Annotated in this window: 20 protein-coding genes and 1 riboswitch; of the genes, 8 read left to right on the top strand and 12 right to left on the bottom strand. The window is 59.9% G+C overall.

Going from position 1 to position 23,120, the window contains the following annotated elements; genetic code table 11:
- Positions 1-10: 10 nt before the first annotated feature.
- On the top strand, positions 11-328 hold the full coding sequence (locus CQ015_RS06770) for a heavy-metal-associated domain-containing protein (protein WP_105649665.1): 318 nt from the start codon (positions 11-13) through the stop codon (positions 326-328).
- 180 nt (positions 329-508) lie between these two features.
- Here the strand turns inward: CQ015_RS06770 and CQ015_RS06765 are convergent, their stop codons facing one another.
- Positions 509-1,639, bottom strand: a complete 1,131-nt coding sequence (locus tag CQ015_RS06765) for a hypothetical protein (protein ID WP_105649664.1) — start codon at positions 1,637-1,639, stop codon at positions 509-511.
- A gap of 321 nt (positions 1,640-1,960) precedes the next feature.
- Here CQ015_RS06765 and CQ015_RS06760 point away from each other — a divergent pair, with 321 nt between their 5' ends.
- The 4 genes from CQ015_RS06760 (at position 1,961) to cycA (ending at position 8,122) form a co-directional block, all read left to right on the top strand.
- On the top strand, positions 1,961-3,874 hold the full coding sequence (locus CQ015_RS06760) for a metallophosphoesterase (RefSeq protein ID WP_105649663.1): 1,914 nt from the start codon (positions 1,961-1,963) through the stop codon (positions 3,872-3,874).
- 157 nt (positions 3,875-4,031) lie between these two features.
- Positions 4,032-4,289, top strand: coding sequence for a hypothetical protein (locus CQ015_RS06755; protein ID WP_105569525.1), 258 nt, complete (start codon positions 4,032-4,034; stop codon positions 4,287-4,289).
- Positions 4,290-4,506: 217 nt separating this feature from the next.
- On the top strand, positions 4,507-5,544 hold the full coding sequence (locus tag CQ015_RS06750) for a metallophosphoesterase (RefSeq protein WP_105649662.1): 1,038 nt from the start codon (positions 4,507-4,509) through the stop codon (positions 5,542-5,544).
- 627 nt (positions 5,545-6,171) lie between these two features.
- Positions 6,172-6,269: riboswitch (glycine riboswitch) on the top strand.
- 353 nt (positions 6,270-6,622) lie between these two features.
- Positions 6,623-8,122 (top strand): D-serine/D-alanine/glycine transporter, encoded by a 1,500-nt coding sequence (gene cycA / locus CQ015_RS06745; protein ID WP_105649661.1) that lies wholly within the window; start codon positions 6,623-6,625, stop codon positions 8,120-8,122.
- 85 nt (positions 8,123-8,207) lie between these two features.
- On the opposite strand, the gene CQ015_RS06740 is transcribed toward cycA, so the two are convergent.
- The 4 genes from CQ015_RS06740 to CQ015_RS06725 form a co-directional block, all read right to left on the bottom strand.
- Positions 8,208-9,731: a GMC family oxidoreductase gene (locus CQ015_RS06740; protein WP_105649660.1), complete on the bottom strand. Its 1,524-nt coding sequence runs from the start codon at positions 9,729-9,731 to the stop codon at positions 8,208-8,210.
- 150 nt (positions 9,732-9,881) lie between these two features.
- The gene (locus tag CQ015_RS06735) at positions 9,882-11,246 is read right to left on the bottom strand and encodes an APC family permease (protein WP_105649659.1); all 1,365 of its coding nucleotides are present in this window, start codon (positions 11,244-11,246) and stop codon (positions 9,882-9,884) included.
- A 4-nt stretch (positions 11,247-11,250) separates the two neighbouring features.
- On the bottom strand, positions 11,251-12,900 hold the full coding sequence (locus CQ015_RS06730) for an amidohydrolase (RefSeq protein WP_105649658.1): 1,650 nt from the start codon (positions 12,898-12,900) through the stop codon (positions 11,251-11,253).
- A 148-nt stretch (positions 12,901-13,048) separates the two neighbouring features.
- Positions 13,049-14,026, bottom strand: coding sequence for a DMT family transporter (locus tag CQ015_RS06725; protein WP_105649766.1), 978 nt, complete (start codon positions 14,024-14,026; stop codon positions 13,049-13,051).
- A 146-nt stretch (positions 14,027-14,172) separates the two neighbouring features.
- On the opposite strand from CQ015_RS06725, the gene CQ015_RS06720 reads away from it, so the two are divergent.
- The gene (locus CQ015_RS06720; protein ID WP_105552696.1) at positions 14,173-14,715 is read left to right on the top strand and encodes a CGNR zinc finger domain-containing protein; all 543 of its coding nucleotides are present in this window, start codon (positions 14,173-14,175) and stop codon (positions 14,713-14,715) included.
- Between the two features lie 89 nt (positions 14,716-14,804).
- Complete coding sequence (locus CQ015_RS06715) at positions 14,805-15,131, top strand: hypothetical protein (protein ID WP_105552695.1); 327 nt, start codon at positions 14,805-14,807, stop codon at positions 15,129-15,131.
- A gap of 9 nt (positions 15,132-15,140) precedes the next feature.
- Here the strand turns inward: CQ015_RS06715 and rraA are convergent, their stop codons facing one another.
- The 6 genes from rraA to CQ015_RS06685 all read right to left on the bottom strand — a co-directional run bounded on the left by rraA (position 15,141) and on the right by CQ015_RS06685 (position 20,839).
- Positions 15,141-15,617, bottom strand: coding sequence for a ribonuclease E activity regulator RraA (gene rraA / locus CQ015_RS06710; RefSeq protein ID WP_105552694.1), 477 nt, complete (start codon positions 15,615-15,617; stop codon positions 15,141-15,143).
- A 62-nt stretch (positions 15,618-15,679) separates the two neighbouring features.
- Complete coding sequence (locus CQ015_RS06705) at positions 15,680-17,077, bottom strand: amino acid permease (protein WP_105569516.1); 1,398 nt, start codon at positions 17,075-17,077, stop codon at positions 15,680-15,682.
- Between the two features lie 196 nt (positions 17,078-17,273).
- Positions 17,274-17,570 (bottom strand): hypothetical protein, encoded by a 297-nt coding sequence (locus CQ015_RS06700; protein WP_258133488.1) that lies wholly within the window; start codon positions 17,568-17,570, stop codon positions 17,274-17,276.
- 40 nt (positions 17,571-17,610) lie between these two features.
- Positions 17,611-18,189 carry a DUF308 domain-containing protein gene (locus CQ015_RS06695; protein ID WP_105552692.1) on the bottom strand — a complete coding sequence of 193 codons (579 nt, stop codon included), beginning with the start codon at positions 18,187-18,189 and terminating at the stop codon, positions 17,611-17,613.
- Between the two features lie 76 nt (positions 18,190-18,265).
- Positions 18,266-19,486: an alpha-hydroxy acid oxidase gene (locus CQ015_RS06690; RefSeq protein ID WP_105649657.1), complete on the bottom strand. Its 1,221-nt coding sequence runs from the start codon at positions 19,484-19,486 to the stop codon at positions 18,266-18,268.
- A 39-nt stretch (positions 19,487-19,525) separates the two neighbouring features.
- Positions 19,526-20,839 carry an MFS transporter gene (locus CQ015_RS06685; RefSeq protein WP_105649656.1) on the bottom strand — a complete coding sequence of 438 codons (1,314 nt, stop codon included), beginning with the start codon at positions 20,837-20,839 and terminating at the stop codon, positions 19,526-19,528.
- Positions 20,840-21,011: 172 nt separating this feature from the next.
- Between CQ015_RS06685 and CQ015_RS06680 the strand changes: the two genes are divergently transcribed.
- Positions 21,012-21,671: a GntR family transcriptional regulator gene (locus CQ015_RS06680; RefSeq protein ID WP_105649655.1), complete on the top strand. Its 660-nt coding sequence runs from the start codon at positions 21,012-21,014 to the stop codon at positions 21,669-21,671.
- 16 nt (positions 21,672-21,687) lie between these two features.
- Here CQ015_RS06680 and CQ015_RS06675 read toward each other — a convergent pair whose 3' ends face one another.
- A complete protein-coding gene (locus CQ015_RS06675; protein WP_105649654.1) occupies positions 21,688-23,028 on the bottom strand; it encodes an MATE family efflux transporter in 1,341 nt (446 codons plus the stop codon).
- Between the last annotated feature and the right edge of the window lie 92 nt (positions 23,029-23,120).

The raw sequence follows: 23,120 nt of genomic DNA, 5'->3' as shown, positions 1-23,120 counted from the left end.
AGATCCAAACATGAGCCATGCCTGCAACTGCGGATGTTCCGATAACTCGAAGTCCACCAGCCAAGGACTGCAGATCATTCCGCGTCCGGAGGCTACCCCCATCATCAGCCAGACCGAACTGAAGATCTCGGGAATGACCTGCGGCCATTGCGTCTCTTCGGTAACTGAAGAACTCAACGAAATCCCCGAGGTCCAGAACGTCGAGATCATCTTGGACGCGAAGGGGATCTCCACGGCAATCCTCAACACCAGCGGCGCCGTTGAGCAGGAAATCATACGCAACGCGATCGAAGAAGCCGGGTACACTCTCGAATCCGTCGGCAACTAGGAACCCACCGCGCAGGCGCGGATGCGGGACGAGCGTTCTACAGACCCTCGATACGATTCCCACTCCGCCGGGAACACAATCATCCCCCTGGTGGCTTGCTAGACCTGATCACCGTTCACCGTTCACCGTTCACCGTTCACCGTTCACCGGCAATCACGCATCTCTCCGAGGCAACCAGGCTTAGCGCGACACGGGGTGGCGCCGGACAACTCGTGAGATCGTCTTCACCACCATCAACGCCAGCAGAAGAACACCTACATACCCGTTGATGACATAGACAACGTTGACCATTTGCGAGAATGGCAGCATCAGCCCGATAACCGTTCCTAGTACTGCCAAGGTGATGGTCAGGTACTTAAATCGGAGAGTCTTGTCGGCAAAGAATCGCGAAGACACGGTCCACAGCAGCGGGACCGCGGTGGTATAGATTCCGGCGAGAATCATGACCGAAATTCCTGCGGCAAGTACGGGGCTAATATCCTTCGCCAGCACCAGCATGGGAATCTCGGTTCCACCCACCCGGGTGATATTGGCCAGCAGCCCCAGCCCGACGACAACGCAGGCCAGCGAGAACACCACCGCACCGGTAATTCCACCGGCAACCGCCTCCTTGCGGCTTCTCGCCGTCTTACCTAACGCGGTAAGGAAGGCCGCCAGCCACAGCATGCAGAAACCCACGTAGGAAAGTCCAGCCATGAACCAGTTTGTGGATGCCTGGATAAGGTCCAGCCCCGGAAGCAACTGGTGTCCTTCAGAGATCCCGGCTGGATTACGCAGAATCGCCAACAGTCCAAGCCCAATAGCCACCACAACAACCAGCGGTCCGATCTTGCCGATGACGTCAACCAGACTCTTCAGGCCAAACCAGACGCTGACGCCGACCGCAACAGCCAAACCGATGCCGCCAATAAACTTCGACAATCCGTAGTGCTCCTCGAATACGGCGCCCGCGCCGGCTACCATCACCGTGAAGCTCAAGAAGACGAACAGTATTGAGAAAAAGTCGAAGAAGTACCCCAAGTGCTTTCCGCAGTAATAGCGGAAGATGTGCGACGGGCGATCATATTTCTTTGCCTGCCCGACAACGAAGAACTCCACTGCTACATACGTCATGAGCACGAGAACCAGCAGCCCGGTGCCAAAGACTCCCCAGTATCCGTACGAGGTGAAGTACTGCAAAATCTCTTGGCCTGTAGCAAAACCTGAGCCGATCAAAAACGCCATTATTGCCCCCGCGTAGGTCAAGACCCGGAAGAAGCTGCCTTTTTCAACCGTTGCTAAATGCGCTCGGGTAACGACCTTATCTGACATGTAGATTCCCTCTCAGAAGGTTCACTCGACACCGCACGTTCGATATCGAACCTCATATATCAAAATGTGATTAAAGGTATATCTCAAACGTGACGCAGTCAACATTCGGGAAGGCTGGAAGCGCGCGCGACCAACGTCATGGACCGCGAAAACCCGATCCCGCACCCGGCAAACCAGAATTTCCCACGAAACGGAGATTAGGATCACCGGGCAGGTTCACCTCTTCGACTCCTGCCGTGCACTTTTCGTCCATTCGCGCTGTGCATCCTCGAGGTATTGCCCGCCAACCCGGGCGATCACACTCGCACAGGAGAATTGCTCATGCACAAGCCCACCGCCGTCGCGCTCGCGGCCGCCGTTCTGCTCCCGCTGGCCATCGCGCCTGCTACACCGGCGGCAGCCCTGCCAGCCAGCGCCCCCATGTCCTTCCCGGCGTCCACCGCCAAATCTCCAGAACCCGGATTTCGTGTTCTGCCCTACCTGCAGGCACCAGGCTCGACCTCGATGACCATCAACTGGATCAGCGAAACCGACCACCCAGGAACCCTCTCAGTCCAGGGGCCGGGTCTCGGCAATCAGCCTGGCAAAGGAAATAGCAGCGTCCAACGCAGCGAGCCTGAATACCTGGACTTGATGGAGTACACCCAGGCAGAACTGGATCAACACATCCCCGGACTTGAACAGGGCTCCTGGCTGAAGTCGAACTCCAATTACAAGCATTCGGTGACCCTTGAGGGCCTCAAACCAGGCAAGAAATACAACTACACCGTGACCCAATCAGGACAGACGCATACTGCCGCTTTCGAAACAGCGCCAGATGGAAAATCCTGGAAGAACATCCGCATTGTCGCCTTCTCCGACTCGGAGACCGAACCGCGCGGACGCACCGAGCACCGTGAATGGGAGCTTTCCCCGGTCAACGGATATACCTCCGAGTCCTTGCAGCGCCCAGGCGACGGATCGCAATGGGCCGAGACTTTCGGAATGACCACCCGGTATGGCCAGCCGACCTTGCGCTATCCGCTGGACCAGTCCACCGCTTTCAACGAAAACCTCAAGCATGTTCAGGCTGCCAACCCGGATCTGGTCATGATGGCCGGGGACCTGACACAGGGCTCGGGATACCAACCGGCATGGGATGAGTTCTTCGGACATGTCGCCGGGGAACACTCCGATCTAGCCTCCAATGTTCCGTTGCTTCCGGCATTGGGCAACTGGGAAACCTATGCGGCCCTGAACGGTGGCTACGGTTCGGACGCAGACCGCACCCCCGCGGTAATTTCACGCAACCGCTTCCTGGATTATTTCTCCTTGCCGCAGGACCCGGAGCACCCCGAACACAAGGGCTCCTACTACCGGGTGGATCATGGGCCGGTCACCGTCCTGACCTTGGACTCCACCAATGGCCGACCCGATGAGAACACCGACACCGGCACCTTGTCCGGCGAAAAATTCTCCGGGGACGACACCAACCTGACCGCCGAGAACCAGTCCACCGACACCCAGGGGCAATTCACCTTTGAATCCTACGTTCAGGGCTTCAAGGATCTTTTCCCCGGCTCAACCGAGCAAGAGGTTGACCTGCCGAATATGGATGCGCAGTCCGCCCAATGGGACTGGACCGAGAAGCAATTGGCCGAAGCCCGCGCCGACGGCCAGATTGTGCTCGTCCAATTCCACCATTCGGCTTATTCCAACGGTGTGCACGGCACCCCACCGAACCATGAGCACCCCGATAACCAGTCCGGCACCGCAATGCGTGCCTACTCGCCAATGTTCGAGGATCATGGTGTCGCCGCAGTCATCTCCGGCCATGATGAAATGTTCGAGCGCTCTTGGGTAGATGCGGACGGCGACGGACGAGGCTTCCACTCCTATGATGTGGGGGTGGCCGCCGACGGCCTGCGTGGCGAAAAGTTGGTGCAGAATGCTCAGGGCGAGTACGAACCGCTCCGCTTCAACTCGCATTCACAGTGGTCAGCCCCGGCAGATCAGCCAGAGACCTGGAAAGAGGATGAAAACGGCGTAGCACAGCTCGTATCCGGCGGTCTGCACTACGGACACCTGCAAATCGACATCGCGAAGAAGGCCAAAGGAGCAGAGCTCACTTTGACCCCGGTATACGTCTTCCCGAAGTTGGATTCGGAATACCAGCTTGAACACACCGAACGACGCGTATACGACGATGTGGTGACCTTCCCGGTCGGCCAGGACGGCGCGCCTTTGGCGAAGTAGCCACAGGCCAATTGCTGCTAGGTGGCGCAAGTTGTCTTGGCGCAGATGCCACCGATGATAGAACATTAGAACAGGCAGTGAGCAATTGACTGCCTGTTCTAAGCAATTACCTCTAGCTGGACTCACGGTTGGTGCATCCATGAAAGTAGGACAACAGATGAACGAACAACGAGTATTCCACGCGGTGGTGGGCAAACAAGCAGGTTGGTGGAACATCTGGGTCCCGGAACTGGACCATGTCACCTCCACTCGGAAGTCCCGCAAGATTGCCGGATACACCCGCACCCTCATCTCGGCAGTTCTCGGCATCCCGGAATCGTCCTTCCGCGTGGAGCGCGAGATGGTTTCCGCCGAGGAATTTGAACGCCGCTACACCGAAGCGGTGTTGGCAACCGACCCGCAGGAAAAGAAGTAGATCCAGCGCAACCCCTTCTTCAACCGTCACACGGCTACCGCTACCTATGCTCCATAGGCTCCGGTAGCCGTTGTTGTTTCAGGCCTCCGAGAAGATGGCTCGAGCAGGCTCGTTTTCACCCTCGTGCCATGCTCCTGTTGCCGGCGCTTAACCCCTGCCGCGTAGCGTGGCAGAGGTCTTTTCAGCTTCGCCTCGCATCGAAAATTAGGAGTGAACCATGCGTAATCGATTCCTACCCGGTCTCGCCGCTCTAGCCTGCGCAATTCTCGTCGCCCCGGCGGCCCCAGCAATTGCGAATTCCGCGGGCTCCGCAGAGTCTGCTTACACTTTTGGTGTCATTGGAGACATCCCTTACGGCGCAGCCCAGCTGGCCGAATTCCCCAGCATGGTCAGTGAACTCAACGAGCAAGACGAGCTTCGCTTCATTGCCCACGTTGGAGATATCAAGGCAGGTTCCGAGCGGTGCACCGACGAACGCCTGGGCCTAGTCAGGAAGGAACTGGACAGACTTCAAACTCCGCTGGTATTCACCCCGGGCGACAACGAATGGGTTGACTGCCACCGTGCCAATAACGGTGCCTACAACCCGTTGGAGCGATTGTATACCCTGCGTGAGATGTTCTTCCCGGTCGAAAACAAGACCTTGGGCGGCACCATGCGGGTAGATTCCCAGGCTGACATCGGTTTACCGGAAAACGTTCAATTCACGAAGAACCGTATCGCCTTCTCCGCGGTGAACGTCCAAGGATCCAATAACTCCTTGGCTCCGTGGACTGGGCTCGGACTGACCGAACCAACCTCCGAACAGCTGGAAGAAGTCGCGCTGCGCACCGAAGCCAACCTCGACCAACTGGCCGAAACATTCGCCAATGCGAAACGATCCCAGGCGCGCGCCGTAGTGGTGATGACCCAGGCAGATATGTTCACCCCCGGGTTCGAAGATGATTCCCTGGCAAACCCCGAATCCGTTTCAGGCTTCAAGTCGTTCGTCGAGGCCCTGGCCAACGAATCAGCAGCCTTCGGCGGACCGGTGTATCTGGTCAATGGCGACAGCCACGTGTTCAACGAAGATGCGCCGCTGGCCGCCGGTTCACCGTGGCTAGAGGTCTACGGCGTTGACCCGGTTCCGAACTTGCAGCGGGTCACCGTCGAGGGCGCCGCAACATCAAGAGAGTGGCTGCGCGTGAGCGTCGCGCCCAACTCAGCACAGGGTGCAGAAATTCTCAGCTGGGAGCGTGTTCCCTTCACCAACTAATTTCGTCGAGGAGGCGCCGCCCTAGCGCATCCGCTCAGCGTGCAAAGCGAATAAGCACCGCGCACACAGTAGCCAAACAGTTGCCGCCCCTAGAGTGGTAACTACCTTCCTCAAAGGTGCGAGTGATGAACCAGAGCCCAGCCCATTGGCTGGGCTCTAGTTTTTAATTACCGGCGGATAGTTCGGGCCGGCGATTCCAATCTAGGTACGATGCCCGGCACTTGCGGCAGGTAGAACTACACCGAGGCCGCCGCGTTGCGCGCAGCATCGGGAGAAAACGAAACACCTTCGGCGTGCGCAGCCAACATCCAGAACAATTTTTCAGGAAGCCGCTGCAAAATTTTCATACTTATTTCGTCCTAAAGCTGATCCGCGAATATGCTCCCCTCTTTCTGACCAGTAAATTTCACTCTGTTCAAAGTAAGCGCAAATTATTATCCGGCGGCACCGTGCGTACTTGGCAACAAAACGCTTCATATTTAAAACGAGCCCCTCCCCCAAAACCGCCCAATGCCGGGCTCAGGCCTGAGCAAGCCATAGATTGCTCACGCAATAAACTCCATGCCGGTTTGCGCAAGCAGAAAAGAGCCGGGCATACTGTGACTGCAATCACAAGCAGTACGCCGTTGACGCGTGGCGGGAGAGTCCCGCCCAAGCCAAGGGCGGGCGCCGTAGGAGCAATTCCTCCCCGGGAAACTCTCAGGCACCCGTACCGCCACGACGAGGCGAATCTGGAAAGCAGTATGGACTAGTCCATACTCACCGACGGAGCAACTCTCTGACCCCTCACCGGGTCGAGGCGAAAACTCTCAGGTCTTCAAACAGATTGGGGAGGAACTAAGAACCGTGCCGCACCGTACGCACCCGATTCGAAAGTCCTCCCTTTGGCAAACTATCTCCGCGTTCGCTTCGGGCGGTCCCTGGCTGGACCTCGCCCGCTACGTTGCGGCGCAGAGAAATTTGTCCCGGAGTCTGACGGTTCGAGTGCGAACGTAGATCTGCCACAACGTGACGAAACCATTAGTGATTCGCCATGGCACCTCATCGAAGCACCTCACCACTCCTGGAAGGCAGCAGCATGAGCGATACCAGCTCTTCGCCCAAACTCAAACGCGGGCTCTCAAATCGTCATATCCAACTCATCGCAATCGGCGGTGCCATTGGCACCGGATTGTTCATGGGCTCGGGTAAAACCATTTCGGTTGCCGGGCCATCTGTCATCTTCGTTTACATGGTTATCGGCTTCATGCTGTTCTTCGTCATGCGTGCCATGGGCGAACTGCTGCTTTCGAACCTGAACTACAAGACTTTCGCGGACTTCGCAGGTGACCTGCTCGGCCCGTGGGCCGCGTTCTTTACCGGCTGGACCTACTGGTTCTGTTGGGTAGTCACCGGCATCGCAGATGTGGTGGCCATCGCGCACTACGTCGCTTTCTGGTGGGGGAACCTTCCACTCTGGATCCCGGCACTCGCATGTATCGCGTTGTTGCTGGTACTGAATCTGGCCACGGTGAAGGCCTTCGGCGAAACCGAGTTCTGGTTCTCCATGATCAAGATCGTGGCCATCTGCGCGCTGATTGTTGTTGGCCTGGTCATGGTCATCACCAGCTTCGGGCACAACGGTGCTACCGCGTCCTTCAACAATCTCTGGACCGACGGCGGAATGTTCCCGACCGGCTTCATGGGCTTCGTTGCAGGTTTCCAGATTGCAGTATTCGCATTCGTGGGAATTGAGCTGGTAGGCACCACCGCTGCCGAAACAAAGGACCCCGAGAAGACCCTCCCCAAGGCCATCAACTCCATTCCTATCCGCATTCTGATCTTCTATGTGGGTGCGCTCATCATCCTCATGGCGGTTCAGCCATGGCGCTTGTTCTCCGCCGGAGAATCCCCCTTCGTGGGCATGTTCGCCTTGGCCGGGCTGGCCGGTGCGGCGGGCATTATCAACTTCGTGGTGCTCACCAGCGCGACGTCCAGCGCGAACTCGGGCATCTACTCGACCTCCCGCATGATCCGCGGCTTGGCCCTTGAGGGCGATGCGCCGAAGGCCTTCGCCCAATTGTCCGAAAACAAGGTGCCGCGCAACGCGCTGATGTTCTCCTGCATGTTCCTGCTGGCCGGAGTGGTGCTGCTCTACAGCGGCGATTCGGTGATGGTAGCTTTCACCCTGGTCACCACCGTAGCGGCCCTTTGCTTCATGTTTGTTTGGTCGATCATCTTGGTCAGCTACCTCGTGTACCGCAAGCGCCGTCCGCACCTGCATGCGCAGAGCAAGTTCAAGATGCCCGGTGGCACCTTCATGCCCTATGTGGTGCTGGCCTTCTTCGGATTCATCCTCTGGGCGTTGACCACGCAGAGCGATACGCTGTCGGCACTGCTAATCACCCCGCTGTGGTTCATCGGTCTGGCTATCGGATACCGCGTGGTGCGCAGCAAGCCGGGGCACGTAGCACTTCGTGCCGCGCATGTGGCAAAGGTCGCGGTGGAGAAGGAAGATGCCGGGGCCTTCCGCATCCACGGCCCGGCTGCGACCGAAGCGGTCGGCGAATCCGAGAAACAAGCCGTGTCCATAGATTAACTGAGATCGGCGCCGCACCCCACTTGGTGTGCGGCGCCTACCCTCGGTCCGCCCTGCAACAGCCCCGCAAGGCGGTTTAAGGTACCTAGAGCTCCAGATCCTCGATGAGGAACTGCGCACCGAGCTCGCCGATCAGAATCGCCGGCGCATTGGTGTTGCCGGTAGTAATTTTCGGCATGATCGACGCATCGATCACCCGCAATCCGCTCAGCCCGTTGAGCTTGAGCCGGGGGTCAACCACGGCCTGGTCATCGCTGCCCATCCGGCAAGTACCCACCTGATGATGGTAGGTGACCACGTTATTGCGAATGTAAGTTTCAAGCTCCGCATCACTTTGCACCGTGGGACCTGGGTAAACCTCCACTGCGCCCCAGACCTCGGCGAGTGCCCGCTGCTTCACAATATCCCGGCACTGCTTGATGGAGAACAAGAAGGACTTCATATCCTGCGGATCGTCTAGGGCATTTAAGTCTATGGTTACCGGGTCATCGAGATTCGGCCCGCTCAGCGTCACCGCGCCTCGGCTTGCAGGCGTGACGATCCCCGAATGCAGGGTAAACGCGGTTCCTTCGATCATGTCCATCCCCGGGGAGTACATGGGAACCGAGAAGAAAATCGGCTGGGTGTCCGGCACTTCGAGTTCCGCGCGCGACTTGGCGAACAGATGACTCTGCGACACCGAGACCCCGGTCCGTGGCGGGTCAATATCTCGGGTAGTGGTTTGGGCAATGACCGGTGCAAGCAGATGATCGTGCAGGTTCTTTCCCACCTGCGGCGATTCCAGCACCGGTCTCACTCCTACCGCTTCAAGCTCTTCACCCGGGCCGATACCCGAACGCAGCAGGATCTGCGGAGAACCGAGAGCCCCTGCACTCAGTACCACCTCATCTGCCAGAAGTTCTTTGAGCTCGCCATCTTGCTGGTATCGAAGGCCAACGGCAGCACCGTCCCGGACTATTACCGAGTGCACCTCGGCGTTGGTGATGATCTCCAGCTGCTCGCGCACCGGCTTCAGGTACGCCTTCCAGGTATTGATCCGTTCCCCGTCTACGATATTGACCTGCTCTTTGGAGACACCTTCGAGGCTTTCCCCGTTGTAGTCGGGATTGAATTTAACCCCCGACTGCACGGCAGCGTCGACAATCGACTGCTGGATCGGGTCCAATTCGTAGTCGTTGACTACCGGGAGCAAGCCGTCGGTGCCGTGAAATTCACTGGGGCCTTCGGAGTAGTTTTCAATGGACTTATAGATGGGCAGGACATTGCGCCAAGACCACCGTTCCCCGCATTCTTCGGCCCAACCGTCAAAGTCCTGCGGCGCGCAGCGCACCCAGATGGTCGCGTTGAGTGCGTGGGATCCGCCCAGCACCTTCCCGCGCGGTAGGTGCATTGGTTTATTTGCTGCGCCTTGCATGGGAGCCGTGTGGTAATCCCAGTCGTCTGGGCTGTGCCACAGTTCGCCCAAGCGGGACAGGTCATGAATCGCAGGGTTGGTGTCTTCTCCCCCGGCTTCAAACAGCGTCACCTTGGCGCCGGCGTCCACCAACCGACGAGCGACTACGGATCCTGCAGAACCTGCTCCAACCACGATGACGGATTTACTGTTCATGAGCTCTCCTAATTGAGACGTAGCACCGATTTTCGGTGATCAGGATCACTCGCGAGCGCTACTTTCTTCCAGTCTGCGTCGCGGTCCTGCCAGGTTCTTGTCATCGCGTGCAACGACCTTGTCTTTGCGTGCGAAGCCTGAGCCTTGGAGTCATTCGGTGAGATCTAGTTTCGGCACCGGACGGGTAAATCCACGGGTGAGCACCGCCAGATAAACCAACCCGATCAGGAGCCAGAGCACCCCGATCAACAAGGTGCGGCCGGTCAGGCTCGTCCACAACCAGATGGTCAGCGCAAACCCCAAGGCCGGGACCAGCAGGTGGTGGAAGAATTCGATGCCCCGACGTTGCCCTTCCCCAACGAAGTAATGTCCAATGACCGCGAGGTTCACCATGGAGAAGGCGACTAGCGCCCCGAAGCTCACCATTTCGGCCAGAACTTCCAACGAGATCAACGCGGAAGACAGCGAAATGACGGAAACCAGCATGATCGCCGGCACCGGGGTACTGAATCTGGCGCTGAGCTTCCCGAAGAACTTGCGCGGAAGGACCCCGTCCCGACCCATCGCATAGAGGATGCGCGCCACCGAACCTTGGGATACCAGCGCCGAACCGGTTGCGCCAGCCACATAGGCAGCGGTGAAGAACACCGCGAGCACACTGCCTCCCACATGCAGCATGACATCCACGGCCGCCGAATCGACGTTGCCGAAATCGTTGCTTGGCATCGCCACATGGCCGGTGAAAGCAACCACTATGAACAGCGCACCGCATAGCAAGGTGGTGATCATGATGGCCGTCGGCAGCGTCTTGCGCGGATTGCGGGTCTCCTCCGCAAAGGTTGAGATGGCATCAAAGCCGAGGAAGGACAGGCAGAGGATTGCGGCGCCCGCCATGACCGGAGCGAAACCGGGGGCCGAACCGTCGCCGGCGAATGGCGCCAGCATGTCCACTTCGCCGGCACCGAACGCCACGGAAAACCCAAGAGCTAGGAACACCACGATAAAGATTGCTTGCACGGCGATAATCACTATGTTGGTCCGTGCAATGGAGACCACTCCGATCACGTTGAGGACCGTAACCAACGCAATGGCGGCCACGACAAAAACCGTTGCGGGTATCCCCGGGATCGCCTCATGCAGGTAGATGCCGATCACCAGATAATTGATCATCGGCAAAAACAGGTAATCCAGAAGCAGCGCCCATCCGCTGACGAATCCAACTCCCGCGCCAAAGGTACGCTGCGTGTAGGTATAGGCCGAACCGGCCACCGGGAAGGCGCGGGACATCAAGCCATAGGAGCGCGCGGTGAACAGCATGGCGGCCAGCGTGATTAGATATGCCAGCGGCAACCGGCCGCCGGTAATTTGGGTGACGATGCCATAGGTGGTGAATACGGTCAGCGGAACCATGTAGACCAGACCGAAAAGCACCAGCTGCGGCAGCCGCAGGACTCGTTTCAGCTCCCCGGGGCCCTGCCCTGCTTCGTTGCCGACTTGCGAAGAAGTGGAGCGCATGAGGCTACACCCGCCCGCTGGCGGCGCTGCATTGACGATACATTTCTTCCCCCGCAAGCCAGGTGCCAAGCACCGGCAACCCGCGCAGCTCGACGGCGTCCAGCAGGCGTGGATCGCGTTCCAACCAGACCATATCCGCGCTGCATCCCACCTCGAGAACACCCCATGGCATTTCCAGCCGGTCGGCAGCCGCCTGATAGGCCACCCCCGCGGTATAGGCGCCAAGCGCCGCTTCAATATCCAAGATTTCCTCTGGCATCCATCCACCGACCGGATGCTGTTCTTCGGTCATCCGGCTGATCGCGATGGAAATCCCCTCCAGTGGGTTGGCCGAAGAACATGGCCAATCCGAGCCGAAAGCGAGTTTTGCTCCGGAATCATGCAGCGTACGCATCCGGTACTGGTTGACGCTGCGCTCTGCGCCTAGCCGTGGCACCGTCAGCACATTCATCAGCGGGTCCAGTTGCGCCCACAAAGGCTGCATGACCGCGATAACGCCCAGCTGGGCGAAGCGTTCCAGGTCGCTCTCCTTGGCCAACTGCACATGCGCTATGGCCGGGCGGACGTGCTGGCGACCGGTCAGCTTCACCGCACCTTCGATAGCGTCCAGGGCCATGCGCACCGCGGCGTCACCGATCGCGTGGATGTGTGGCTGGAAGCCCTGCTCCACCACAGCGGCTACGGCCTCGGCCAGCGGTTCCGGTTCCCAAACCGAGAGCCCGTGATTGTGCAGCGAGCCGCAGTAGGGTTCCAGCAGTGCGCCGGTTTCGTTTTCCACCACCCCGTCGGCGAAGAACTTGACGCTCTGCGCGCTCAGCAGCCGGTGGTTGAACGCTGCGACCGACTCCCGGGCTTGCAGCAGCGCCGGCAGCGAGTCGGGGAAATCGCGCGGGTCGGCAAGCAGCGCCAAATTGTATCTGTTGCGCAGCAGTCCGCGGCGGGCTGCTTCGAAGTAGACCTCGACATCCGCAGGTTCCACCCAGGCGTCCTGCACCCAGGTCACGCCGAGCCTGGCGTACTTTTCGCTGGCTCGGCCCAAGGCCTCGACACGGTCTTCGAAGTCATAACCGGGGTTGACGCTCATGAGCAGGTCTACCGCGCCCCACTCACGCAGGATTCCGACCGGCGTCCCGTCGGGGTTTCGCGGGATTTCACCGAGCTCAGGTTCGGCGGTGGACGCGTCGACGCCGGCAAGTTCCAGGGCCTTCGAATTGCACCAGACGGTGTGATAGTCCCAAGCGCGGAGAACTACCGGTCGATCCGCGACAGCTTCATCCAGCCATTCGGCGCGGAAGAGTCCGCCTTCGGCGAGCGAGCCATCGTAGGAGGCGCCGAGGATCCATTGCTTCTGAGGATGAGCCGCGGCGTAGTCGCGGACTCGACGAACTATTGCTTCAATGGAGTGCTCACCGGTAATTGCCGGGCCGGCGTCTTCCAGACCGCCAAAGATCGGATGAGCATGGCCTTCGCCGAAGCCCGGCATCAAGAAGCCACCTTGCAGGTCAACGACCGTGCCCGCGTCAGGGCCGCCGAGGTCATTTCCAACGGCGGCGATCACCCCGTCCTCGACGAGCAGCGAGGTGGCAGGTTCGGTGCCTTCACCCCGCCAGATGGTGCCGTTCACGAACAAGGTGGTACGCCGTGGTGCAGACATGCTTCTCCCAAACCGATAAGCCGAAAGTTAGAGACTCACATTTAAACGAACGTGATTCACATCTCATACTGTACGGAGTGGCCACAGGCGACTCAAGAGGTTTGCGAGAAAGAAATTTTGCCGTGATTCCGCGCTGCGCCGCTGGAGCTTAGCGGCGGATTCGCGCGGAGCGCAACTCGTCGATACGCACCAGCACCACTCCCAGCACGATCAGCAGTCCGCCGAAAAGCTGGATCGATCCGGGCAGCTCGGAGAGCAAGAGCCAGGCCCAGAGCACCGCGAAGAGCACCTCGGTCAAGGAAATGAAGGAGGCTACCTTGGAGCCCAGAGCACGGGCGGCCATCACTCCGGTGGTGTACGAGAACACCGTGGCTATCAAGATCAATCCCAGCAGGGCAACCCACCACGGAACCTGCATCCCGGCGAAGGAACCACTGCCAAATTCGGCACGCATCGGCAGGATCCCGAACAAGCCCACCAGTGCCAGCGAGAGCGCACCGACGAGCATGCCCCCGGCCGACAGGATAATCGGCGGCAACGCACCGTCAACGCGGGCGCTGACAAAGAAATACACGGTCAAGCCGACCGCAGCCCCGAGCCCCCACAAAATTCCAATCGGGTCCAAGGCAGAGGCTCCGTTCAGGTCCAGCACCGCAACCAAACCGGCGAGAGCGAGCAAGGTGCCGCCGATCGTCGCGACCGAAAGGCGCTTCTTATGACGCATCCAGAGCACCAGCACAATCAGCACCGGCGCCAAGTATTCAAGGAGCAGTGCCACACCCACATCGAGGCGTTCAACCGCCAGGAAATAGCACAGCTGGCAGGCGCCGACCCCGAAGAACCCGAACAGCAGGATCGAAACCCAGTTGGTGCGCAGCAAGGTCCAGCGTCCGCGCATCGCCAGAAGCGCAGGAATTGCGAGCACCAAAGCGGCGCCGGCCATGCGCACCGCCACCGCGGCTGCCGGGGTCCAACCGGCCTCGAACAGCCCCTTGGCGAATGAGCCGGACAGGCCGAAAGCGGCCGAAGAAGCCAACGCAATCCAAATTCCCGCCAGCTGTCCGTGAGTGCGGACTGAGCTCAGCGTTGACGGCGGAGAATTTGGTGACTTTTGGGGCTGTGACATGAGCTGGTAGGCCTTTGCTACGAATGCTCCCAAGCGACATGCGGTACAGGAACACGCAGGTGATTCAGGAGCAAAAGATTATATGATCATGACAATACGGATCCGCTTGAACTCGCGTCAATCCACGAACATCCCGGGAATGATTTATGACCTTTGCGCCAGATATTGAAGCGTCGCTGCACACTATCGTGAACTTGTTGAACACCGAGGTTTCGTTCGTCGACTTGCTTTCCACGGTGCCGGATTTGGATCAGTTCCTGCGCACCGAGAACTTCAGCGGCCCCCATGCCCAAGACCAGTCCGAGCTGCGTTCCATCCGCCAGCTGCGTGCCCAGCTCAAAGGCATCTGGACCACCGATGAGGATGACGCGGTGTTCAAAGTTAATCAAATACTGCGCAACGTCAACGCCCAGCCGCAGCTAATCAAGAACGAAAAATGGGGTTACCACCTGCACGCGACCACCACCAGAGCCCCGCTCTACGACCGCATGGCGGTGGATGCAGCCATGGCCTTGGCCGAGGTGATCCGCTCCGGCGGGCGCAAACGTTTGCGCATCTGCGCCTCCACCGACTGCGGCGCGGCCCTGCTTGACCTGTCGCGTAACCGCTCGAAATTGTATTGCGACACCGGCAACTGTGCCAACCGCGAGCATGTTCGCGCCTACCGGGCACGAAAAGCGAAAGACTGACGCCTAAATAAGTCGCGTTATCCATCGCTTCGACCCTAAGATGATTGGATAACAGGAGCATCCTGTCCTCGCAGTCGAAAGGCCAGATCATGACCGGTGAAGCACACGCATCCGAAGAATATGAGGCACGCCTTGAAGCCAGCGCGGATTCCCCGCTGAAGGCAGCCGGCCGGTGGGCCGCAGCTATCGCCTCCGCAACGCTCGGCGACGCAGAATTTGAAGCACGCGGAGCCGAGGTAGTCGTTCATTCCTTGAAAAACGATGCAATTCTGCTGCGCATGCAAACCTCCAACCTTGAAGAAGCCGAACGCTTGATCGTTCAGATTCGCAAGGATCTAGAGGAGTTGAGCACCGCTGAGTTCGTTGAAGAGTGGGGCCAAGGAAATACTGGAGGCGGAAAACACCTCTCGGAATAGGGTGGGTGCCTAGCGCTCGACCAGCACACCATCCGCGTCGGCGTACACCATGGCGCCGGGGCGGATGGTGACCGCGTCAATTTCAAGGCTCAGATCGCTGAAACCGCCACCGCGTTTCACGGTTTTGCGCGGGTTGCTCCCCAACGCCTTGATGCCAAGGTCCATCTTTGCCAGTTCAACGCGGTCCCGCACCGCACCGTTGATGATAACCCCGGCCCAGCCGTTATCCACCGCCGCTTGGGCGATCATGTCTCCCATAAGTGCGAAGCGCAGCGACCCGCCGCCGTCTACTACCAGCACCTGGCCTTCACCAGGGGTATTCAACGTGGATTTGATCAGCACATTGTCTTCAAAGCATTTGATCGTTTTTGCAGGGCCCGAGAAGCTTTCGCGGGCGCCGAACGACTGGAACTGCAGTGAAATCGACTGGATCTGCTCTTCGAATTCGTCGTAGAGATCCGCGGTGCTGATCGCTTCTTGCTGCATGGTTGCTCCTGGTCGGTGAGGGCTAGAGTCTGGTTCAACTCACAGCCTAACTCGCCGCAGAATTATTTCGACTTTAGTGTCTCGCGATATGAATCGGTGTGCAGCGCCCCCAAGCGCGAATGCTTGCGGCCGTAGCTGAGGTACACGATAAAACCGACAATCATCCAAATACCAAAGACCGCCCAGGTGTTCGTGCCGAGGTTGAACATCAGGAACAAGCACGCGGCGATTCCGAGGATGGGGGTCACCGGGTAGAACGGCACCTTGAAGGTTCGTGGCGCGTCCGGTTGGGTCCGCCGCAGGAAGATGACCGCGACTCCCACCAGCGCGAACGCGAAGAGGGTTCCGATGCTGGTGGCTTCGGCCAGTTCACCCAACGGGATCAGCGAGGCGGTAAGTGCCACCGCGCTGCCGACGATGAGCGTACCGATCACCGGGGTGTGGGTCCTAGGGGAAACCTTGGCAAAGGCCTTCGGCACCAGTCCGTCGCGCCCCATGGTCAGCAGGATGCGGGTCTGCCCGTACAGGGTGGTTAGCACCACCGAGATGATCGCGACCACCGAGGCCAGAGCGAAGAGCAGCACCAGCCAGCGCTGCCCGGTCACCTCGGATACGATCATCACCAGTGCCGCTTGGGCGCCTTCAAACCACTGCCAGTTGCGTGCGCCTACCGCGGCCACCGCCACCAATACGTACACGGTGGTCACCAGAATCATGGAGATGATGATTGAGCGTGGCATATCGCGTTGCGGGTTCTTTGCTTCTTCACCGGCGGTGGATGCGGCGTCAAAGCCGATGTAGGAGAAGAACACCATCGAGGCGGCAGCGCTCACACCGGCTGCCCCCATAGGCAGCAGCGGAGCGAAGTTCCCCGCGTCGAAGGCGGTGAACGCGACGATGGAGAAGAACACCAGGATCGCGATCTTGACTATCACCATGGCGGTGTTGGCCAGGGCCGATTCACGGGCACCCCGTGCCAAGAGCAGGGTCGCTAGGATCACCGTAATCAGTGCAGGCAGGTTGATGACGCCGCCGTCTACCGGACCGCTGGCCAGCGACGCGGGCAGCTGCATGCCGAAGATTTCAAGCGTTTGGTTCACATAGGAACCAGCTCCTACGGCCACGGCGGCCGCGGATACCGCGTATTCAAGGATCAGGCACCAACCGCAGATCCATGCCACCCCTTCGCCCATAGTGGCGTAGGAATAGGAATAGCTGGAACCGGACACCGGGACCATGCCGGCCATTTCAGCGTAGGACACCGCCGAAAGCAGCGCTGTCACGCCGGCGAGCACGAACGCGATCCAGATGGCCGGACCGGCAACGGGTACCGAATCGCCAAGGATCACCAAGATGCCGGTTCCCAGCGTGGCTCCGACGGAAATCATGGTCAGCTGCAGCACCCCGAAGCTGCGCTTGAGCTGTCCGAGACCGGCGTTAGTTGCGGCCTCGGTGGTCATGGAGTGGATTGATTTACGTCGAATCAGCTGCTCGCCCAGTGGGGTGCGGCTACTTCTCGACGTCTGCTTCGTGTTGTTCACGTGTCAATCCTTGAAAATGGCGTTCTTGTTCGGTGCGGTGCGCTGACCGCCAAGCTAACGACAACGCGCTGGGTCCGCCTTGACGGCGGGCCCAGCGCGTTGTCGACGCGATGTTTTAGTCTTCGAACTTTTTGTTCGGGTCGGCCGAGGAACGGTTCACACCCGTGCCCTTGCCCAGCTCAGAATCGTTTTCCTTGCCTGCCATGGTGAGCACCGAGATGATCAGCAAACTGGCGACAAAGGCCACCCCAAAGCAGACCAGTCCGATATCAAAACGAATCGGGTTCTGCGAGCCTCCGGTCGAGGAGATCATGCCGACCACTCCAGCAACGACAGCCAGCAACAGCGAGAAGCTCAGCGGGCCTTTAATTGAATGGCTCCACGGTTGCTTCTTCTGCGAGTTGTTTCCCACCAGGAACTCCGTTTCTACTTTTCCTGTTGACCTAAAAGTATTAGTTGTTTTCGATTTCGGTCGATGCCGCCGCCTTGGCGTCATGGCGATGGCCGAACGCGGCGATCAGTTCAAAGACCGCGAAAATTATGGTGCCGCCGCCGATCAGGCCGAACATGCCGTGAGCATCCAGCGACGTGCCGAAGAGCAGGGCAATGGCCAGGATCATCGATACCGCGGCGGTGATCAGCTGGTTACGGAATGGCGGGAACTGCGCGCGCATTTTCACAAAGACGTAGAGCTCAACCACACCGGTGACGAAGAACGCGAAGGCTGCGAGATATGCGACCCACATGGGTGTGGTGGCGAACAGGCTGGCAATGCCTGCCAGCAGCATGAGTCCGGCACCTAGCGCGTAGGCCCCTCGGGACTTCTCCGGAGCGCTCGGCACGGTGACGTACTGCCACATGAAGACACCTGTCACCACCAGCAGCGCACCGGTCGCGTAAGACAGCACGGTCTGATCCGCGTTGATCCAGAATATCGAGATGAGCGAGTAGACCAGGGCGCCGAGTCCGCGCAGGAATACCGGGCGGAAGACGTCTTGGGCTTGGGCTGGGGTGGTTTTTGGTGCAGGCACAACCCCATTCTACCGGCGATAGAACAAAGAATCAGCCGAGTCCAAGCTAAGTCACATTTACCGGTGCGCCCGCGAGCTAGCCGCGACGGCGAATCAGGCTCTCGTTGAGCTCGCCAATCGTTGCCGCGCCCATCAACTGCATGGCGACTTCTACTTCCTTGGCCAGCAATTCGATGGCACGGCTCACGCCTTCCTCCCCGCCGGCCATCAGCCCGTAGAGATACGCGCGGCCTATCAATACGAAGTCCGCCCCGGCGCATAGCGCCGCGACGATATCCGAACCGGACATGATGCCCGAGTCCATGATGATCTCCAGTTCCTCCCCAACCTCGGCACGGACTTCGCTCAACGCTTCGAAGGCGATCGGCGCCCGGTCCAACTGACGTCCCCCGTGATTTGAAACCACCAACCCGTCGGCGCCTGCGTCCTTGGCCTTCGCCGCATCTTCCGCGGTGAGCACGCCCTTGACGAAGAGTTTCCCCTTCCACAATTCGCGGATCCATTTGAGATCTTCGAAGTCCAGCGAAGGGTCGAACATGGAGTTGATGATGCTGGGCAGGTCCGCGGACGATTCCGAGAGGGAAGCGAATTTCAGCGAATCGGTGGTCAGGAAGTTGAACCACCACTCCGGACGGTAAGACGCGTCGAGGACCGTCTTCAAGGTCAGCTCCGGCGGAATCTTCATGCCGTTGCGGGTATCACGGTGGCGTTGGCCCGCCACGGGAGTGTCCACGGTGACCAGAAGGGTGTCAAAACCCGCCGCCTGGGCCCGGCTAACCAGGGCCGCGGACTTTTCGCGGTCCTTCCACAAGTACAGCTGGAACCACCTGCGCCCCTCGGGTGCAGCTTGGGCGACCTCCTCGATGGAGCGGGTGCCCATGGTGGAGAGGCTGAAGGGGATGCCCGCCCGTGCGGCGGCGCGGGAGCCGCCGATTTCTCCTTCGGACTGCATGAACCGAGTGAACCCGGTGGGCGCGATACCGAAGGGAAGAGCGGATGGAGCACCTGCGATCTGCGTGGACAGGTCCGCTTCTGCGGTTCCGTGCAGGATGCGCGGCAGCAGTTCGACCGAGTCGAAGACCTCGCGGGCGCGGGTTGCGGTAATTTCATTTCCGGCGGCGCCGTCCACGTAGTCGAAGGCTGCGGTGGGGGTGCGCCGTTTGGCAATGCGGCGCAGGTCCCATAGATCTGCAGCCTGGGCCAGACGCGCGGCACGGCGATCGGTGGATGGCAATTTGAACTTCATCAGGTTGACTAGTTCGCCGACGTCTGGGAATTGACGCTTGAGATTACCCAAGAGTTGTCCTTTGCTTTCGTGTCAATTGAATAGCGGTTTTTAGTAGCGGATTCGGTGCTTCGCGTGGGCACCGAGGTAGATGGCAATAGCCGAGCTCAGGCAGCACAATGCGAGGAATCCTGCCGGCAGGCTAACCGAGCCGTTGCCGAGCTCCAAAAGCGCGGCGGCGATCAGCGGCGAGAGTCCCGCCACGATGGCGCCATTCATTTCGCGGGCAATCGCGATGCCGCTGAAGCGCACCGATACCGGGAATAGTTCGGTCAGGAAGGCTCCCTGTGCACCGGAGGTGCAGGGAATGACCAGTCCGTAGCCCAAGGCGATGGCCAAGAAGCCGAAGATGAATTGGTCGGTGGCCAGCATCCAGAAGATCGGGAAGGCCAGCAGCAGCCCGGCGATGTTTCCGGCCGCGAGGATGCGCGCCGAGCCGAACCTGTCGGCCAGCCAGCCGCCCACCGGCGTGAGCACTACCGAGACTAGCGAGCCGAGCGTCACCGCAAGCAGCGCCTGGCTGCGCGCCATGCCGGAGCCAACCATCAAGCTGATGGAGAAGACCGCCAAGATGTAGTTCGTGGCGTTATGCCCGGTAATTGCGAAGAATCCCAGCAATACCTGGCGCCAGTGGGATTCGAAGACCTCGCGCAGCGGCAGCTTTTTTGCCCCTGCCATCTGCTGGGCTTTGCCCATGGCCTGCGTGTACTCGGGAGTTTCTTCCAACTTGTTGCGGATGTAGAGGGCCACCAGGAAGAGCAAGGCAGAAACGAGGAACGGAATGCGCCAAGCCCAGCTAAGCAGCACTTCGTCCCCGAGCAGGGAAACCGAAAAGAAGCAGATGGTCGCCAATGCAATGCCCAGCGGCGGGGTGGAGAGAATCAGCGAGGTGTACATGCCGCGTTTTTTCGGCTCGACATATTCGGCCACGAGGGTCATCGCTCCGGTGAGTTCCGCACCGGCGCCGAAGCCCTGAATCAGGCGGAAGAGCACAAGCAAGCCGATGGACCAGGCGCCCCAGGTCTGCGCGGTGGGCAGCAAACCGATGCCGACCGTGGCGATGCCCATCAGTACGACCGAGAGCAGCATTGCCGGACGGCGCCCGAATCTATCCCCGAGATGCCCAATGACCGCTCCGCCCACCGGGCGGGCCACGAATCCCACGGCGAAGGTCGCGAAGGCGGCGATGGAGGCCGCCGAGCTTCCGGCTCCGGCGAAGAACAGCGGGCCGATCACCACGCTGGCCGCCGCCCCATAGAGCGCATAGTCGTACCACTCGATGGCGGTTCCGATCAGGGAGGCCGAAATGGCCCGGCGGCGCTGCACGCGGAGCGGGTCGGAACCCACTGTTATTGTCTTTTCCATCGGTTCGTTCTCCTCCGCCTGGAAGCGAAAAATCCTTGTTGGCTCGCGGTAAACCAACGTAAGATACCTGAAATATATTTCAGCCAAGACTAGACTGTTCCTTGATTCCGGGAAAGTCTCGCGCCAAAAGTTACGCGCGCTTCCACAGGGCTAAGCAGAGAAATGAGGATCCATGGCTAGTTCATTGTCCGAGCGGCTCACGCTGGAGCTGCGCGAACGGATCGCTACCGGCCTGCTCGCCCCGGGCACCATGGTGATCGAACCGGCGTTGGCCAAGGAGTTCCAGGTGTCCAAAACTCCCGTCCGTGAATCTCTGCGCCAGCTGACCAGCGAAGGCCTGCTGCAGCTTTTGCCGAAAAAGGGCTACCTGGTGCGGGCGATCGGCATGGAGGATATCCATGAAGTCCTGGAACTGCGGATCTTGCTCGAACCGCGGGCGGCGCGGAATGTCGCCCGCTTCCATTCGGCGCAAACGCTCGCCGTGCTGCGCGGGCACCTCGCCGAGCAGGAGCGCCAGGCCGAGGCAGACCCCATTGCCTCAATGCTCGCCGCCCGCCGCTTCCACGAGGATCTCTCGGCGGCCAATCGCAATTCGCGGATCACCGCTACGCTGACCAAGTGTTTCGCCGAGACCGCCAGGGCACACTACGTCTTGCCGGCCATGCAGCCCTATATGTCCCAGTCCGCTGAGCTCGCCGAGCATCGAGCCATTTTGGCGGCCATTAGCGCAGCGGATACTGAAGCTGCGGAGAACGCGATGCGCACGCATCTGCAGTCCATTCACCGGGCCATGCTCGGACAACGTCAAGACCCAGACTCGCTATGGGACTAGCCGGCTAGTCCGGCTCTCACTGCCCTAGGCGCATCCACGCGTCACCTCGGGCGCGCAGCCCCAGGGTGATGGCACGCGCCAGCATGTAGCCGATGGCGAAGACCACCCAGATCCACAGGATCGCCGATTGCGGGTCAATCGCAAAGTGCTGCACCGCCCACAACATGGGCAGATAGGCGAGCAGGTTGATGGTTCCAGCAATGCCCAGATACTTCGCATCCCCGGCACCGATCAACACGCCATCTAGGACAAAGACCAATCCGCAGAGCGGCTGGGAGAGTGCCAAGATCCACAATCCCAGGGTGGTCAGCCGGTGGACCTCGGTATCCGGGGTGAACATCATCGGGAACACCCACGAGGTGGCGAGCAGCAATAGCCCGGTGAATATTCCGAAATAGATCCCCCACCGGCTCATGATCCCGGTGAGCTGGCGAACCTGGGATGCGTCTCCTGCGCCGAGTTCTTTGCCAATGAGCGCTTGGGCCGCAATGGCCAAGGCGTCCAGCGCAAAGGCAAGGAAGGAAAAGATGGTGAAGACCAGCTGGTGGGCCGCCAGCGTCAGCTCTCCTGCGTTGGTTGCCACCACCACCGTCAACAGCAATGCCACACGCATGGTCAGATTTCGCAGCATCAGCCATGAACCAACCTGGCCGGTGGAAATGAATCCCGCCCAGCTAGGACGCAGATGGATTTCAGCGGCCCGGATGCGTGGCACGAGCATCCACAAATACACCAGCGCCATCAGCCACTGCGCGATCGAGGTCCCCAAGGCGGCACCGGCCACGGACATCTGCAGCCCGTAGACCAAACCAAAGTTCAGCACGATATTCAGCCCGAAACCCGCGGTGGCTACCACCAGCGGTGTTTTGGTGTCCTGCATTCCGCGCAGCACGCCGGTTGCCGCGAGGACCAGCAGCATGGCGGTGAGACCGGGCATTGAATACAGGATGTAGTCCACCGCAAATTCGAGGGTCTGTCCTTCACCACCCATTAGCCGCACCAGCGGCTCGGCAAAGATGAAGCCTGCCACCGACAACACGATGCCCAAAACCACCGCAAACCACATGCCGTCGCGTCCGGCCGCCATGGCGCGCGCCGGCTGCCCTGCGCCGAGAGCGCGAGCCACCGCCGGGGTGGTGGCGTAGGCGAGGAAGATCATCAGGCCGACCGCGGTATGCAGCACGGTGGTCCCCAGGGCCGCGCCAGCCAGCTCCGAAACACCGAGGTGCCCCACGATGGCCGAATCCGCCATCAGGAATAGTGGCTCGGCGATCAACGCCCCCAAGGCGGGAATGGCCAGCACGAGGATCTGCTTGGCTAGCGCGGGGGAAGTTGTCGGGGGCTTTTCTGCGTTCACGAGTCCTACTCTACGAACTGAGCGGCACTAACGGCGATTCCTCCGCCGGCACCCAAAGGGTTCACCCCTCGTTTACCTGCGCTTTGCGGCGC

The organism is Arthrobacter sp. MYb221, assembly GCF_002979835.1.
In the GTDB taxonomy this organism is placed as follows: domain Bacteria; phylum Actinomycetota; class Actinomycetes; order Actinomycetales; family Micrococcaceae; genus Glutamicibacter.
Note: the sequence above shows the minus strand (reverse complement) of the source record. Positions and strands in the feature narration are given on the sequence as shown.

What these genes read in the sequence shown, in the direction of transcription:
- cycA (WP_105649661.1), top strand. Translation starts at nt 6,623, where the DNA reads ATGAGCGATACCAGCTCTTCGCCCAAACTCAAACGCGGGCTCTCAAAT.
- CQ015_RS06750 (WP_105649662.1), top strand. Translation starts at nt 4,507, where the DNA reads ATGCGTAATCGATTCCTACCCGGTCTCGCCGCTCTAGCCTGCGCAATT.
- CQ015_RS06760 (WP_105649663.1), top strand. Translation starts at nt 1,961, where the DNA reads ATGCACAAGCCCACCGCCGTCGCGCTCGCGGCCGCCGTTCTGCTCCCG.
- CQ015_RS06685 (WP_105649656.1), bottom strand. Translation starts at nt 20,839, where the DNA reads ATGGAAAAGACAATAACAGTGGGTTCCGACCCGCTCCGCGTGCAGCGC.
- CQ015_RS06755 (WP_105569525.1), top strand. Translation starts at nt 4,032, where the DNA reads ATGAACGAACAACGAGTATTCCACGCGGTGGTGGGCAAACAAGCAGGT.
- CQ015_RS06680 (WP_105649655.1), top strand. Translation starts at nt 21,012, where the DNA reads ATGGCTAGTTCATTGTCCGAGCGGCTCACGCTGGAGCTGCGCGAACGG.
- CQ015_RS06735 (WP_105649659.1), bottom strand. Translation starts at nt 11,246, where the DNA reads ATGCGCTCCACTTCTTCGCAAGTCGGCAACGAAGCAGGGCAGGGCCCC.
- CQ015_RS06725 (WP_105649766.1), bottom strand. Translation starts at nt 14,026, where the DNA reads ATGTCACAGCCCCAAAAGTCACCAAATTCTCCGCCGTCAACGCTGAGC.
- CQ015_RS06740 (WP_105649660.1), bottom strand. Translation starts at nt 9,731, where the DNA reads ATGAACAGTAAATCCGTCATCGTGGTTGGAGCAGGTTCTGCAGGATCC.
- rraA (WP_105552694.1), bottom strand. Translation starts at nt 15,617, where the DNA reads ATGCAGCAAGAAGCGATCAGCACCGCGGATCTCTACGACGAATTCGAA.
- CQ015_RS06770 (WP_105649665.1), top strand. Translation starts at nt 11, where the DNA reads ATGAGCCATGCCTGCAACTGCGGATGTTCCGATAACTCGAAGTCCACC.
- CQ015_RS06720 (WP_105552696.1), top strand. Translation starts at nt 14,173, where the DNA reads ATGACCTTTGCGCCAGATATTGAAGCGTCGCTGCACACTATCGTGAAC.
- CQ015_RS06705 (WP_105569516.1), bottom strand. Translation starts at nt 17,077, where the DNA reads ATGACCACCGAGGCCGCAACTAACGCCGGTCTCGGACAGCTCAAGCGC.
- CQ015_RS06765 (WP_105649664.1), bottom strand. Translation starts at nt 1,639, where the DNA reads ATGTCAGATAAGGTCGTTACCCGAGCGCATTTAGCAACGGTTGAAAAA.
- CQ015_RS06715 (WP_105552695.1), top strand. Translation starts at nt 14,805, where the DNA reads ATGACCGGTGAAGCACACGCATCCGAAGAATATGAGGCACGCCTTGAA.
- CQ015_RS06730 (WP_105649658.1), bottom strand. Translation starts at nt 12,900, where the DNA reads ATGTCTGCACCACGGCGTACCACCTTGTTCGTGAACGGCACCATCTGG.